This window comes from Kitasatospora sp. NPDC018058 (assembly GCF_044327205.1).
GTDB lineage: Bacteria > Actinomycetota > Actinomycetes > Streptomycetales > Streptomycetaceae > Kitasatospora.
The window spans coordinates 12,210-27,131 of record NZ_JBIRFA010000051.1 but is presented as its reverse complement, the minus strand read 5'-3'; the positions used below and the strand labels follow the sequence as shown (position 1 = coordinate 27,131).

The window sequence follows — 14,922 nt, the reverse complement described above, 5'->3', positions numbered from 1 at the left end:
TGCCCGACCGGTCAGGCGAGGCTGCCCGTGCGCCCCGGCCGCCGTCAGGCGTAGCCCCAGGTGCCGGCCGGCGTCGAGGCGGCCGGGTGCGGCAGGTCGGTCGGACGGATCGTGCGCGCGGTGGCGTTCTCGGCCAGCCGGTCGGCGAAGCGGTGGGCTCCGTGCGCGCCGGCCGGCTGCGGGTGGTCGGTGAAGTACTCGCCCAGGGCGTCCGGCAGCAGGCCGTCCACCGTCCGCCCCAGCCGGGCCAGTCGGCGCAGGACGAGCTCGGCGAGCTCGTCCGGCCGGTACGGGGCAAGCCGAAGGTACTCGGCGAAGCAGCCGGCCAAAGCCGGGCTCTCCCGCAGCAGTTCGGCCGGCCGTGGCGGCTCGCCCGACAGCACCAGGACCAGGTCGGTCGTCCGGGCCGCGGCCTGGACGGCGCCCAGTACGGTGGCACGCTCCTCGGCCGGACGGCAGGCGAGGGCGTGGTCCGCCTCCAGCAGCAGCAGACCGCCCGCCGCCTCCTCGAAGAGGGCGGCGGCGTAGCCCTCCGCCTGGCCGTGCCAGCGCGACGGGACGGCGGACAGCGCGGCGGCGTGCAGTGCACCCGTCCCCAGCAGCCCGTGCTCGGCGAGCGAGCGCCCGTACAGCTGCGCGACCGCTCGCCGACCGCTTCCGGTCCGGCCCTCCAGGACGAGGTTGGCGGAGAGTGCGACCGGTTGCTGCCGGGCCCTCAGCTGCACCAGTCCGGCCAGTCTGGCGGCGATCGACTCGCGTACGGCCTCCAGCCCGACCAGCCCGGCCAGTCGGCGGGTGCTGCGGGCGTTCGGGTGGTCGGCGCCGGCCTCGGCCTCGACGCTGTCCGGGGCCGGGAGCGCGGGAACGTCGACCGCGGAGAGCCGGCTCAGGTCGGTGTCCCGCGCGCCGGGCTGGCCGGCGAGCCGGGAGGCCTGGTTGCTCACCATGGCCTCGAACACACCGCGTGCGACCCGGCCGTTGCCGAACGTCGCCCCCTTCGGTATTTGCTCGAAGTACCGCACCAGCGCCTCGTGGCCGGTGTCGTCGAGCTCGTAGTAGTGCCGGCCGCACATGTTGCCCGTGATCGTGACGAGCTCGGCCGGGCTGTAGTTGGGGAACTCGACGGTGCGGGAGAACCGCGAGGCCATGCCGGGGTTGGAGGACAGGAACTGTTCCATCTGCTCCGAGTATCCCGCCACGATGACCACGAGTTCGTCGCGGTGGTCCTCCATGAACTTCATCAGGGTCTCCACCGCCTCCTGACCGAAGTCGGGGCCGCTGCCCTTGGCCTGGTTGGTCAGGGTGTAGGCCTCGTCGATGAACAGGACACCGCCGAGCGCGCCGGTGCAGACCTCGGTGGTCTTGATCGCGGTGCCGCCGATGATCTGGGCCACCAGGTCGGCCCGGGACACCTCGACCAGATGCCCCTGGCCGAGGATGCCCAGCTCCGCCAGGACCGCGCCGTAGAGCCGGGCCACCGTGGTCTTGCCCGTGCCGGGCGGGCCCGCGAACACCAGGTGACGGCTCATCGGAGGCATGGGAAGGCCCATCTCCTCGCGCCGCTTGGCCATTTTGTTGAGGTTGATCAGGCCGGTGACCTCCTGCTTGACGCTCTCCAGGCCGACCAGGTCCTCGAGTTCGGCGAGCGGTCCGGTGCCGGCGTGCCGGGCGGTGTCCGGTGGGCTGGGGTGCTCGGTGGCGGCAGCCCCGGACGGGGTGTCCCGCGCCGCGGCCGACCCGGAGGCGGCCGAGGCCGGGGCGGGCCCCGGCCCGGGAGCCGCGGGCCGGTCCGGCCCGGCCGTGGAGCCGTCGCCGTCGCAGATGCGGCAGTCGTGCAGGCGCGGCGGTTCGGTGGCGCGGCTGTGCAGCCCCTGCCCCTGGTTGCGTTCGACGGTGCAGGACTCGAGCGCGGCCCGGGCGGCGGGGTCCAGGCTGATGCCGTGCCCGCGGGCCCCGTGGACCCGGCAGCGCACGGCGGTCACCGACCCGTCGTCGAGGACCCTGACGCCGTCGCCGGGGGCGCCCGCGATCTCGGTGTCGGTCAGCCCGACCTCGCTGTCCGGGCCGACGACCACGCCGGCACCGTCGAACAGCGCGGAGGCGACGGTCAGCCGGGCACCGCCCGAGGCCCTGAGCCCGGCACCGCGGGCGGTGCGCACCCGCAGGTCCTCCAGGGCCGCAGTGGCGTCCTCCGCGACCTCGACCGCATCGCCCTCCTCCAGTTCGACCGCCGCGTCCCGCAGCAGGAGCCGGGCAGAGCCGAGCACCCGCAGGCCGCCGCGCGCGGCGCGCACGACGAGCCGGCCGAGCTCGGCCGAGGCGCCGCCGGTCACCAGTAGGGCCGCCTGCCCGGTGTCCTCGACCCGCAGCCCGGAGAGATGTGCCGCGCTCTCGCCGTCCACCACGACTCCCACCGGGGTGGCCGTGATCTCGCAGTCCTCCAGCCGCGGTGCCGCGCCGCCGGTGACGTGCACGCCGCAGCGCTCGGCCCCGGTGACGGTGCAGCCGCTCAGCACCGGTCGCGAGCCGGCCGCGATGTGCACCCCCTGACCGCCGGAACCGGAGAACACGCAGTCGGTGAGGGTACTGGGAACACTGCCCGTCAGGTACGCGTCGAGCGCCGCACTCCCGGTCACGGTGACCCGCAGCAGGTCGGCGCCGCCGTCCTGCTCGACGACCACGGCCGGCTTGGCGCTGCCGGCGACGACGGTGTCCTCCATCGTCGCCCGGCCTCGTCCGTTGACGCACAGCGCGTTGCCGCCGCTGCCGCTCAGGGTGCAGCCCCGGACGGTGAGTTGACCCTGTTCGGCGACGACCAGGGCGGAGGAGCCGGTCCCGGCCACCTCGGTGCGTTCCACGGTGTTCGCACCACCGGAGGTCACCACGATGCCCGCGCCCGCCGGATTCTCCACCCGGCAGCCGCGGGCCACCAGCGTGCCGTCCAGCCTGGCCAGCACCGCTGTCCAGGCCGCACCCGTGACGGAGCAGCCGTCGAAGGCGGCCTGACCGCGGCGCAGATCCACCACGGGATGCTCCTCGTCGGACCCGGAGAGCACGAGGTCGGTGAACTTCGCCGCCTCGCAGTCGACCGTCACCGTGCTGCCGGCGGCGGCGTGGACCACGACGCTGCCGGGGCCGCCGTCGGTGGCGAGTGTGACCGGCCGGTCGACGACGAGGTTCTCCTCGTACCGTCCGGGCGCCACCGAGATGAGAGCGCCTTCACCGGCATGGCTCAGGGCCTCGCCGATCGAGCGGTGAGCGCCGGGGCGCTCGGGGGAGACCAGGAGGATCTGCCGGTTCACGGTGCCGCCTCCTTTCCCGGCGTGTCGGTGGACGCCGTTGCGATGAGTCCAGGTGGGTGGAAGAAGGCCTGCGCGCAGTGCTCCGGCAGCGGGTCCTGCGCACCGAGCCGCCATTGCTCGGCGGCCTGCTCGAGTCCGGTGCGAGCCAGCTCGTCGAGCTGCTCCGAGGCCGGGCCGGTGCCGCTGCCCGACCCGAGTTCGCCGGGCGCGAGTTCGCGCAGCAGCACGGTGCCGGTCCCGTCCGCGGGCTCGTCCCACCGGGCCGAGAGGATCGTGAAGCAGGTGCCCGGCAGAAAGAGCACCCGGTCCGGTACGGCCGGATCCAGCAGCGCGGTGCGCCGGGCCGTGATCGACCAGACCAGGAAGTCGACCGTGCCGGTCAGCCCGGGACGGAGCCCGGTGAGCGCGGAGGCGAAGCCCCATTCGGTGAACGTCCGGCGCTCCCGGTACCACCGCCACTGTTCCTCGCTCACCGGGGCCCGCAGGTAGCAGGCACCGCGATAGGAGGGCAGGCGCCCGAGCCCGGCGTACGCGCAGCGGGCCAGCGGCACGTGCGCGCCGACCGTCCCGGAGCGGACGGCCGCGTCGATCCGCTCGCCGCCGGAGGAGAGCAGCATCCGGACGGCGACCAGATCGGTCAGGGTGTCCTCGGACGGCCTTCTGGCGTCCCCGCGCAGGCCGGGGGCCACCGACAGTACGCGGGCCAGGGCACCGACGGCACTGTCGTAGTCCTGCTTGAGCGTCTCGCGCAGCCAGGCGCGCTCGCGGTCGATGTCGCCGGTCGGTACCGCTCCGGCGGCGGGCTCCGGCGTCCGCTGGGCGCGCACGTCCGCGGCCGAGGGGTGCGCGGGTGGCGGGGTGGCGTGCTGCGCGGACGCCGGTGCGGGCGTGCGGGCCGGTGCCGGACCCGGGTCGGCCTGTGGCGGCGAAGACGGCGCGGACGGCGTAGACGGCGCGGAGGCCGGACCGGGCGCGCCGAGGCCGGGAACGGCGAGGTCCGGCAGCGCGCCGGACTCCAACCGGATCGGGGACGGGGCGGGACCGGGACCGGGCGTGCCGGTCCGGCCCGTGCCGCCGGTCGACAAGACGGTGCTCCTCGGCTGCGCGGGGTCCGGCCCGGGGATCGCGGTCGCGACCCGTTCGGCCTGGGCCTCGGCCTCGGGGCCCGCTGGCCCGGCGGGGCCGACGTCGGCCCCCACCAGGCGGACCGGGGTGGGCCGTGTCTGCTCCGCGGCGGCCGACCGGTCCGGCCCGGCGGTCGCGGCATCGGGCCACACCGCCGCCGGGAGCCTCGACCGGCCCGGCGGCTCCGCCGCCGGAGCTGCGGCCGGGCCCCGCGCCTTGCCCGCGCCGGCCGGCCCGTCCGGGCCGGCGGCCTCGGTGTCCGGAGGTGCCGCGGCGGTGCCCGGCGGAGACGGCGGTCCGCTCCGCCCGGCCGGCTCGCCGGCTGCGGACTGACGCTCGGCGGGCGGTCCGGACGGGGTGGTGGGTGCGGACGGGCCGGCCTGCGCCTCCGGGCCGGCCTGCGCCTCCGGGTCGGCCTGCGCCTCCGGGTCGGCCCGCGTGGCCGGGTCCGCCGCGGCGGCGGGCGCCGGTGCCGTGACCGCGGCACCGGGCGCGCCGGCGACGGGGTGGCCGCGCCAGGTCACCGGGAGCCCGCTGACCGGGTCCACGGCGAAGGCGCCCGGGCCCGGGACCACGGTGCCGACGGGCCCGCTCGACGTGCCCGGCGTACGGCCGGTGGCCACGTCGGCCGAGAGGACCCTGGCCGCGTGCCGGGTGGACGGGTCGAGCCGCCAGAGTGCGTCCAGGGCGAGCAGCTCCATGCGCTCGGCGCTCTGCCGCGTGCTCACGTCGAAGACGATCCGTACGGTGGTCGGGTCGAGCGGCAGACCGCGGATGGCGGGCGCGTCCGGTGAGTCGCCCGGAGGACGCAGCCACAGCCCGCTCTGGGTGACCTCCAGTACCGCGTCCTGGGCGTACTGGTAGACGCCGGGTGCCAGTTCGGGCAGGCCGTGGACCGGCGGGCGTCCGGTGAGCAGGACCGGCGGCGCGGGCGCCGGGGATCCGGTGGCTGCGCGGGGCCGCGGTAGGTAGCCGAGCTCGCGGGCGAGCGGACGCCAGCCCAGTGAGCCGTCGGCGTGCACCGCGTGGAAGTCCGGGTCCTTCGCGCTGACCCGCCCGGGGGTGGGCAGCCCGGTGTACACGGTGACCGTCTGGCCGAGCCGGTCGGCGAGCTCCTGGCCGACCGTCGAGCCGGCGGGCACGGCGACCGGGCCGTAGCCGACGAAGCGGAGCACGGAGCGGTGCGCGACCGGGACGGCGTTCCAGAACCTGACGACGTCGTCCAGGCCCAGCGCCGGCGCACCGGGGGAGCCGAGCACCACGCAGAGCCGGTCCGGCTGACAGGGCACCATCCCGGTCAGCCGGAGCCGGTGCGCCTGCTGCCGCTGCGGGTCGTCGTGGGCCGGCCGGATCCAGGCGCCCGCGGGGAGCGGCTCGCACCCGGTGTACGGCCCGGCGGCCCAACTTCCGCTGACCGCCGGTGACTCCCAGACCGGCCGCGGAGCCCGCAGCGAGTCCCAGCTCTCCTGGCCGCCCGGGCGCAACCGCAGCCACCCGTGTCCGGCTTCCCCCGCGACGAACAGCGAACCGTCCGAGGCCCGCACCAGTTCCCCGGCCGGGACCAGCACGTCCCGGCCGAGCCGGCCGGCCAGCCACCGGCCGACCGGACGCGGCTCCTCGGGCGAGCCGGGGGCCGCCAGCAGGCGGATCCCGCCCTGCTGACGCGCCAGCCGACGGGCGAGCGGCTCCCAGGCGGTGAGCGGCTGGCGTTCGGGGACGTCAAGCACGACCAGGCGGTGGTCCGGGTCGCGGAGCAGGCCTTCGACGAACGTCCGGGTGCGCCGGGCCCCGGTGCCGAAGAGCTGCTTGGACCTGGGTCGCACCACGAGGACATGATTGAAGGTCAGGCATTCCAGCGCGGGCGCGGTCGGGGCGGTCCGACGACCTAGGGGCATCCTCACCTCACTGCCCTCCGCCGTCGGCCGCGACCGCGAGGGCGGGGCCGGCGGGTACGGCATCCAGGACGGTCGCCGGCAGGGTCTGCGCGCTGACCCGGCCGTAACCGAGTGCGCCCGCCGCGTTGTCGTCGGCCAGCGGGTACTTGAGCCCCTGATCCGTGATCAGGTAGCGCCGGGATCGGCGCTCGCCGGGCCGTGGTTGGAGCTCGGCGGCGAGCACGCCACGGCCGGGCGGCACCAGCACGGTGGCGCCGGACCGGGCGGGCGCGTCGCGCAGGACGACGTCGGTGGTCACCGCGGTGCCCGTCGCCCGCTGGCGCACGCACAGGCGTTCGCGGTCGCCGTGCCAGGTCGGCGCGGTGAGCAGGTCGGGGATGCGGTCGAGCAGGCTGGTGTCGGCGGAGGAGGGCGCGGCGGTGACGTCCCCGGTGCCGATCTCGGCTGCCGCCGGGGTGCCGGGTTCCGCCTGGAGCAGGGCGAACTCGGTCCGAGAGACGGGGGCCAGGCCGTCCGGGCGCAGCACGAAGTGCTGTCCGGTGTCCGGCGGACCGGCGGTGAAGAGCCGGCCCACCTCCGCCGGCCGGCCCGCGACCGCAGGTCCGGGCTGCCCGCGGCCCGGGATGTCGGGCGCGGCCAGCGCGGTGCCGGTGGGCAGGGCGGCGAGCCAGGCGGCGGGCACCCGCAGCGGGCTCTGGTCACCGAGACCGAGGGCCACCAGGGTCGCGCGACCGCCCACCGGGTGCTTGACGCCCTGCCACAGCACGTAGGCGGCGTCGTCGGGGCCGCTGAGCAGCGCCCGCCGGTCGTCGCTCAGCGGCGTGGCCGGGCCGGGGGCGAGGTCGGTCTGCACGGCGTCCCCGGGCCCACCGGCCGGGCACAGCTGCCACGGCCCGGACAGCAGGTCCGAGGGCCGCGGCAGCGCGTCGGGAGCGTCGGGCGTGCCGACCGGCGCGCCGGTCGGCACGCCGGCGAGCGAGTTGCGCGAGACCAGGCGCACCGTGGCGCCCTGCCCCGCACCGAGGAGCGCGGAGGCGAGGTTCCGGGTCGGTCGGAGCACTCCGCCGATCAGCAGGTAGCGGTTGCCGGTCTCCTTCTCCACGATCACGGTGCCGGGCTTGCGCCAGGCGGTGTCGCCGCCCGGGCTGATCACCCCGTACAGCGCGAAGCCACCCACCAGCAGCAGGCCGGCGGCGGCGCCGGCGGCGGCCCCGAGGTCGGCTCGGTGCAGTGGGGTCTCGCCGGCTCCCGGGTCGCCGGTGGCGAGCGCGGCGACCAGCCGGTTGGTGGAGAACCGGTAGGCGTGGACGTGGTCGCGTCGACTCTGCACGGCAGCCCCCTCAGCCGGCCAGCGCGCGGACGCGGGCGTACACGTGCAGGAGCTGTAGCAGCAGGGGGATCAGCAGGACGGCCGTCCAGGTCTCCAGCAGGTCTCCCGCGTGTCCCCACACCGGCCAGGTCGGCGGACCGCCGCGGCGGCTCGCGGCGTGCAGCAGCGCCACCGCGGCGGCCAGCAGCACCAGCAGCGCGACGGCCCGCACCACCGGGTGGGCCGAGCAGGCCTGCGACAGCAGCACCAGGGCGGGGGCGAGCGCGCCGCAGACGGCCATCGGGCCGCGCTGCCAGGGGGCGACCAGCGAGCGGGCCCGGAGCAGCGCCGCCGCTCCGAGGACACCGGCGAGCGTGGGCCCGGCCCAGTCGGGAACGCGCGCGAGCAGCAGGCAGGCGACGGTGATCACGCCTGCCGCGGCGACGGTGGTGGAACTGACCCAGGTGTCGGCGAGGCGAGCCCGCCGGTGCACCCCGGCGGCCGGGTCGGGCTCGATGTCCCGCTGCAACTCCTCCGTGTTGCGCGGCAGTCGGGGAACCCGCAGTCGGGCTGCCCGGAGCGCTAGGCGCAGGCCGGGCGTAGCGCCGAGCAGGACGGCGACCGCCAGGACCGCGCTCGCCCGGGTGGCGTCCAGGCCGAACCCGGCGGCCAGTGCCACCGCGCCGACCGCGCCCAGCGCGGTGGCGGTGGCGGCGCCGAAGACCCCCGCCGCCAGGCGGCCGAGGAACAACGGCACCGAGGCCGCGCCCGCCGCGCACAGGCCCGCCAGCGCGACGTCCGCCCGGCCGGGGGCGAGCAGGCCGGTGGCGCCGTGCCGGGCGGCGGCACCGGCGCCGGCGGCGAACAGCACACCGCCGAGCCCGGCCACCACGGCGACCGCCCGGTCCTTGCGGAGCTTGGCGGCCAGCACACCGGCGGTGGTCAGGACCAGGGCCGTGAAGGCCGCACCGCCGGCCGCCGACCGTCCGGCCCCGGACTGCTGGATCCCGACGGCCAGCAGCGCCAGCGCGACCGCCGCGATCCCGGTGAGCAGGCGCCGGGTCAGTTCGGGACGCCAGCGCTCGGCTCCGGTACCGACCGCCTCGCCCAGGCCCTCGGCGAGGTCGTCGAAGTGGAGCTCGGCCAGCGGGGCGTCGGCCGGCCGCACGTGGAGGACGTCGCCGTCGCGCAGGTCCAGCGAGGCGGGCGTGCCGTCGGGGTCGAGCGGCGGCTCGCCGAGCCGCTGGAGCACCCAGCAGCCGTCCAGTGACTCGGGTCCCGCGACGTGACCCAGCAGCACCGGAAGCAGTCCGGCGACCGTGACCGTGGCCGGGACGGCGAGGTCGGCCCGGCCGCGCGGGCCCGTCACGGTCAGCCGGTAGACGTCGTGCCCGGGGCCGGCGGTCGTACTCGGGGTGGTCATGCTGCTCCTGCGGCGCGTGAGATGGTGGAACGGAAGAGGGACGCGGGACGGGTCACCGCGGGTCGGCCAGACCGGTCTGCACGAGCCTGACGCCTCGTCGGGTGACCAGCTGGGCACGGCCCGCGGGCAAGGTGCGGGGCTTGGCCTCGCCGAGGAACTTGCCCTCCTCGTTGGGGTAGGACAGCAGCAGCGCGGGGCTGCCCAGCTCCCACATCCGGCGCAGCAGCGGGTCCATCATGGCCCGCATCGCACCCGAGGTGCTCCGGGCGACCACCAGGTGCAGGCCGATGTGCACGCCCTGGGCCAGGTAGGGGACGATCGGGGCCAGCGGCCCGCCGACCGCCGTACCGGTGGCGAGCAGGTCGTAGTCGTCGACCACGACGAACAGCTCGGGCCCCTCCCACCAGTCCCGCCGCTGCAACTGCTCCGGGGTGATGTCGGCACCCGGCAGCCTCTGGTGCATCGAGACGGCGGCGCTGGCGGCGAGGCCGGCCAGCGCCTCGGTGTCGACCGCATAGCCCACCCGGTAGTCCTCCGGCACGGCCCCGAGCAGGGACCGGCCGGGATCGCCGAGGAGGATCTTCGCCTGCTGCGGGGTGTGGTGTGCCGTGATCGCCCCGGCGACCAGCCGCAGGGCGTTGGTCTTGCCCGTCTCGCCGTCCCCGAACACCAGCAGGTGCGGGGTGTGGGTGAAGTCCTGCCAGACGGGTTCCAGCCGCTGTTCGTCCAGACCGAGGCAGACCCGGGGGCCGGGCTCGGGCGTGGGCAGCCGCCCGGCGGGCAGCCGGGTCGGCAGGAGCCGTACGCCGGGCGCGCCGGAGCCCGTCCAGAAGGCCGCGATCTCGGCCACCGCGGCCCGGGTGGCGGCGGTGGTGTCGCTGGCCGCGCTGGATCCGTCCAGCCGCGGCAACGCCGAGCGGAAGTGGTGGCCGGTGCCGGTCAGGCCCCGGCCGGGCGCCTGCGGCACACCGGCGGCGGCCCGGCTGCCGATCTCCGACTCCATCGGGTCGCCCAGGCGCAGCTCCATCCTGGTGCCGATGAGGTCGCGAAGCCGGGGCCGGATCTCCGACCAGCGCACCGCGGACACCACCACGTGCACGCCGAACGCCAGCCCGCGGGCGGCGAGTTCGGCGACCCGCAGCTCCAGCTCCTCGAACTCCTGGCGCAGCGTGGCGAGCCCGTCCATGACCAGGAACACGTCGCCGTACGGGGAGTCGATCTCCCCGCGGGCCCGTTGGGCCCGGTAGGCGGTCATCGACTCCAGCCCCCGGTCCGCGAACAGCTGCTCACGGACCTCCAGCAGGTGGAACAGCTCCTCGACCGTGCGCAGCACACGGTCCCGGTCGAGCCGCCCGGCCACCGAGCCGACGTGCGGCAGGCCGCCGACGGAGGTGAGGCCGCCGCCGAGGTCCAGGCAGTAGAACTGCGCTTCGGCCGGGGTGTGGGTGAGCGCGATCGCGAGCATCAGGGTGCGCAGCAGCGCGGACTTGCCGGTCTGCGGGCCGCCGACGACGGCCGCGTGCCCGTCGGCGCCGGACAGGTCGGCCTCCAGCAGCTCGCGCAACTGCTCGTGCGGCCGGTCCACCACGCCGAGCGGCACCCGCAGCGTGCCGTGCCGTGCCGGGTCGGTGACGGTGATGCCGCGCACCGGGTCCGGTACCACGCCGGGCAGCAGCTGGTCGAGGCTGGGCGAGACGTCGAGCGGCGGCAGCCAGACCTGGCGCGCGGCCGGTCCGGCGTCGGCCAGCCGTCCGATCAGCACGTCCAGCAGGCTGGGGCCGTGGTCGGACGCGCGGGCGCCGGGGCCCGGGTCGTCCGCGGACCCGCTCGGTGCGGCGGGCTCCGCGGCCGCGGCCCCGGTGGTCAGCAGCCGGAACGGCACCACCTCCCCGGCCGCTCGGGCCGTCTGGGCACCGAGGTCCGGTTCGGCGTGCGCGTCCGGGCAGCGGCCGGAGACGTACGCGGCCTTGAACCTGACCAGGTTGGTGGTGTCGATCTTGAGGTAGCCGTGCCCGGGGGCGGAGGGCAGCTCGTAGGCGTTGGAGGTGCCGATCACGCTGCGGGACTCCATCGAGGAGAAGGTGCGCAGCGCGATCCGGTACGACAGATGTCCTTCGACCCGGTTGATCCGGCCCTCGTCCAGGCGCTGCGAAGCGAGCAGCAGGTGCATGCCGAGGCTGCGCCCGACGCGCCCGATCATCACGAACAGCTCGGCGAAGTCGGGCTTGGAGGCCAGCAGTTCGGAGAACTCGTCGACCACGATGAGCAGGGACGGCAGCGGGGCGAGGCGGGCGCCGGCCAGGCGGGCCTTCTCGTAGTCGAACAGCGAGGAGTGGCCGCTCTCCCGCAACAGTTCCTGGCGGCGGGTCACCTCGCCGGTCAGCGAGTCCTGCATCCGGTCGACCAGCGGTAGTTCGTCGGCGAGATTGGTGATCACGGCCGAGGTGTGCGGGAGACGGTCCATGCCGAGGAAGGTCGCGCCGCCCTTGAAGTCGACCAGGACCAGGTTGAGGACCTCGGAGGAGTGGGTGGCGGCCAGGCCGACCACGAGGGTGCGCAGCAGCTCGCTCTTGCCGGAGCCGGTGGCCCCGATCAGCAGGCCGTGCGGCCCCATGCCGCCCTGCGCCGACTCCTTGAGGTCCAGCTCGACGACCTCGCCGTTTTCGGTCACCCCCACGGGCACGGTAAGTCTGGCCTGCTGAGGGGTACGACGGCGCCACAGCGCGGCCACGTCGAAGGTGCGCGCGTCGCGGACGCCGAGCAGCGTGGTCAGGTCGAAGTCGGTCTCCAGGGGTTTGTCGAGCAGGTCCACGGTGCCGCTGCTCCGCCGGGGCGCGAGGACGCGGGCCAGTTGCTCGGCGCCCACGACGGTCAGCAGGTCGGGCTCGGCCGAAGCCGTCGCGGTCCCCCGCGGGAAGGAGACCCGCCCGTCCTCGACCGCGAGCCGCAGCACCTTGGGGCCGCCGGGGTGGGCGCCGGTGACGTCGAGCACGACGGCGCAGCGCACACCGCCGGCGAGCAGCCGGGCCGAAGCCGGCAGCGGGGTTCCGTCCACGACGATCACCACGAACGGCTCGGAGGGACCCGGGACGGCCGTGACGTCGTGGTCGGGCCGGTCGGCGAACTCGCCGTCCAGCAGGTCCGTCAGCGCGTCGTGGTCGACGGCCACGAGCCGCAGCCGCCCGGTCGCGTCCTGGTGCTGGGGATGCGCGGTGTGCGGAAGCCACTTGAGCCAGTCCCAGTCGGCCTGGGCGGTCTCGTCCGCGAGCAGGGCGATACGCAGCTCGTCGGGGGAGTGCAGGGTGGCCAGCTGGCCGAGCACCGCGCGCAGCAGCCCGAGGACGTCCGCGCGCTCTCCGGTGAACTCGACCCTGCTGAAGTGTCGCAGGGCGACCGTCACGGGCACGCCGGGCACGGTCCGCGCGGCGCGGGTGAACCTGCGCAAGGAGACCGCGGACAGCGGTTCGAGGTCCTCGACCGGCCGGGTGCGCGGCGGGAGGAACTCCAGGACGGCGCGCCGGGTGCCGACGCCGATCCGCACGTGGGCGAAGTCGTCGTGGCCCGGGCGCCGCTCCCAGAGCCGGGCGCCCGCGGCGAGGTACTGCAGCTGGTCCGGCCGCGGGTTGTCCCATGTCAGCGCGGCCCGCTGCTCGGCCGCTGCCGTCCTGGCCCGGCGGCGCAGCTGGGCGAGGTAGCGCAGGTAGTCGCGCCGCTCGGCCCGGATGCGGCGCTTGCGTTCCGCACCGGCCCGGCCCAGCTGACCGAGCGTCATGCCGGCCATCGCCACGCCCATCATCCCGGACATCAGATAGGTCCCCGGGGAGCCGCTGGAGCTGGAGAACATCAGTACCATGGCGGTGGTTCCCAGACCCATCGGCAGGTACAGCAGCAGGGAGCCGAGGTCGGCCGAGGCCGGCTCGCCGAGGACCGGGGGCTCGGCGAGGTCGACCTGACCGGAGGGCATGGCGGGCCCCTCGGCGCGCGGGGAGCGCTTCACGATCACGGAACTCATCGGGCGGTCTCTCCTGCGACTCGGGCTGGCACCCGCCCGACGCTAGGCGGCCGCGCGGGTGCCGGAACGCGGCCCCGGCAGGCCGTGCCCGAATGGCCACCCGGGTCTGTCCGATCGGCCACCGGGGTACGGCCAGGGCTCATATCAGGCCCGCCCGCAGCGCGTAGGCGACGGCGTGGGCGCGATTGCGCAGGTTCAGCCTGCTGATGGCGCCGTGAATGATGTTCTTGATGGTTCGCTCCGAGTAGCTCAGCCGTTCGGCGATCGAGGCCGTCTCCAGCCCCTCCGCGAGGAGCTTGATCACCTCGACTTCCCGCGCCTCCAGCGGCGTCGTGGTCAGCCCGTTGGGCTGCAGGACGTCGAGCTGGACCGCCCTGACCCAGTCGACCAGCCATGCCACGCCCCGGCCGGGCATCTGGGCATGGCCGGACCTCACCCCGACGACGGCGCGCAGCAGCTGCTCCGGCACCGCCTCCCGGCGCGGAATGACGCTCACCACCCCGCAGTTGACCGCCCTCACCAGGTGCTGCTCGCGCAGCACCTCGCCGACGATGATCATGCGCATCGCCGGGTTGGCCGCCTCCCGGGCCGTCTGCTCCAGGCACACCAGGGTCTGCTCGGTGACCTCGTCGGTCAGCACCAGCACCACGTCGGCCTCGTGCCTGCGTGTCGCGGGGAGCAGGCTCACACCGGTGCTGGACCGGAGCATCGCGGCGACCCCCGCACCCGATAACGGGTCACCCGACAGCACGGCCACGGACACGCTGTTCAAGAACTCTCCTGTGCTCGACGGAGTGACACCGGGTCGGTCGTTGACCGCCGGGTGGACCGGCCATGCCCGGGACCCGGTGCGCGAACGGATGTCTTCACGTTAGAAACCCTCGTCCGCGAGGTCCTGACGGTTTGTGCCGATAAGTCAACGGGTCGGTACCGAAAGCGGCCACCGAGATGTCCGCCCAGTGCCGCTCGAAAAGTCGTCGTGACGCATATTCGAGCAGGCCCTGCGGAACGCCTCGGCCTCCGCTCCTTCCGGAGTGTTCCCCGAGGACGGGCGCCTGGCCGGGAGCATCAGGCGGGCCAACGGCCTGGTACAGCACGTGTTCGCGGCGGCGTACGAATACGCGATCCCGTTCCACCGCAGCGATGGCAGCCATCCGCTGGAATCCCTGGTGACGGGAAGCGCTCCGCTGCTGCAGCACGCGCGGTTCACCACGGATCTTCTGCTGACCGAAGACATGACCTCCCGGGCCGGACGGTGATACGCGCATGACGACCATCGCATACCAGGGAGAGCCGGGGTCGAACTCGGCCGCTGCGGTCCAGGACCTGTACCCCGGCAGCAGGGAACTGCCCTGCACGAGCTTCGAACAGGCCTTGGACGCGGTGACGCTGGGCACCGCCGACCTCGCGGTGATCCCGATGGACAACTCTGCCGCCGGGCGTGTCGCGGACGTGCACCATCTACTCCCGGAATCGGGCCTGTCCATCATCGCGGAGTACTTCCTGGCCATCCACTTCGACCTCATGGGCGTTCCCGGCGCCTCGCTGGAACAGCCAGCCGCTTCTACATCGAGATCGAAGGGCACCCCGACGAGACCAGGGTCGCCCTCTCCCTGGAGGAACTGCGCTTCTTCTCGTCCGAAGCGCGCATCCTCGGCGTATACCCGACGCATCCCCACCGCCTCCGGGAACGCGTGCGGTGACCGCCACCGCCTAGGTGTACTGACCCGTGAGGCCAGGACCGACCGGACGACTGCTCCAGGCGCCACCGCGGGCCGTCCGCTCCTCCGTGGCCTGCCCGAGGTGGCGTCGCTGGTCGTCCGGCTGCCCGGGGGCGGCCCACGGGAAACTTAGCG

At 75.2% G+C, this 14,922-nt stretch carries 8 protein-coding genes; 2 read left to right on the top strand and 6 right to left on the bottom strand.

Going from position 1 to position 14,922, the window contains the following annotated elements:
* Positions 1-44: 44 nt before the first annotated feature.
* The 6 genes from ACH4E7_RS39175 to ACH4E7_RS39150 all read right to left on the bottom strand — a co-directional run bounded on the left by ACH4E7_RS39175 (position 45) and on the right by ACH4E7_RS39150 (position 13,829).
* On the bottom strand, positions 45-3,302 hold the full coding sequence (locus ACH4E7_RS39175; RefSeq protein ID WP_396253975.1) for a right-handed parallel beta-helix repeat-containing protein: 3,258 nt from the start codon (positions 3,300-3,302) through the stop codon (positions 45-47).
* Positions 3,299-6,253: a hypothetical protein gene (locus tag ACH4E7_RS39170; RefSeq protein ID WP_396253974.1), complete on the bottom strand. Its 2,955-nt coding sequence runs from the start codon at positions 6,251-6,253 to the stop codon at positions 3,299-3,301. Before ACH4E7_RS39170 ends, ACH4E7_RS39175 begins: the two co-directional genes overlap by 4 nt.
* 76 nt (positions 6,254-6,329) lie before the next feature.
* Complete coding sequence (gene eccB, locus ACH4E7_RS39165) at positions 6,330-7,652, bottom strand: type VII secretion protein EccB (protein WP_396253973.1); 1,323 nt, start codon at positions 7,650-7,652, stop codon at positions 6,330-6,332.
* Between the two features lie 10 nt (positions 7,653-7,662).
* Positions 7,663-9,054, bottom strand: a complete 1,392-nt coding sequence (gene eccD, locus ACH4E7_RS39160; RefSeq protein ID WP_396253972.1) for a type VII secretion integral membrane protein EccD — start codon at positions 9,052-9,054, stop codon at positions 7,663-7,665.
* 52 nt (positions 9,055-9,106) lie between these two features.
* Positions 9,107-13,066: a type VII secretion protein EccCa gene (gene eccCa, locus ACH4E7_RS39155; protein ID WP_396253971.1), complete on the bottom strand. Its 3,960-nt coding sequence runs from the start codon at positions 13,064-13,066 to the stop codon at positions 9,107-9,109.
* Positions 13,067-13,205: 139 nt separating this feature from the next.
* Positions 13,206-13,829: a response regulator transcription factor gene (locus ACH4E7_RS39150; RefSeq protein ID WP_396253994.1), complete on the bottom strand. Its 624-nt coding sequence runs from the start codon at positions 13,827-13,829 to the stop codon at positions 13,206-13,208.
* A 271-nt stretch (positions 13,830-14,100) separates the two neighbouring features.
* On the opposite strand from ACH4E7_RS39150, the gene ACH4E7_RS39145 reads away from it, so the two are divergent.
* Both ACH4E7_RS39145 and ACH4E7_RS39140 read left to right on the top strand, forming a co-directional pair.
* Positions 14,101-14,325, top strand: a complete 225-nt coding sequence (locus tag ACH4E7_RS39145; RefSeq protein ID WP_396253970.1) for a hypothetical protein — start codon at positions 14,101-14,103, stop codon at positions 14,323-14,325.
* Positions 14,326-14,332: 7 nt separating this feature from the next.
* Positions 14,333-14,920, top strand: a complete 588-nt coding sequence (locus ACH4E7_RS39140; RefSeq protein WP_396253969.1) for a prephenate dehydratase domain-containing protein — start codon at positions 14,333-14,335, stop codon at positions 14,918-14,920.
* Positions 14,921-14,922 lie beyond the last annotated feature (2 nt).

Coding starts and splice junctions, on each gene's coding strand:
- ACH4E7_RS39140 (WP_396253969.1), top strand. CDS start 14,333: ATGACGACCATCGCATACCAGGGAGAGCCGGGGTCGAACTCGGCCGCT.
- eccCa (WP_396253971.1), bottom strand. CDS start 13,066: ATGAGTTCCGTGATCGTGAAGCGCTCCCCGCGCGCCGAGGGGCCCGCC.
- eccD (WP_396253972.1), bottom strand. CDS start 9,054: ATGACCACCCCGAGTACGACCGCCGGCCCCGGGCACGACGTCTACCGG.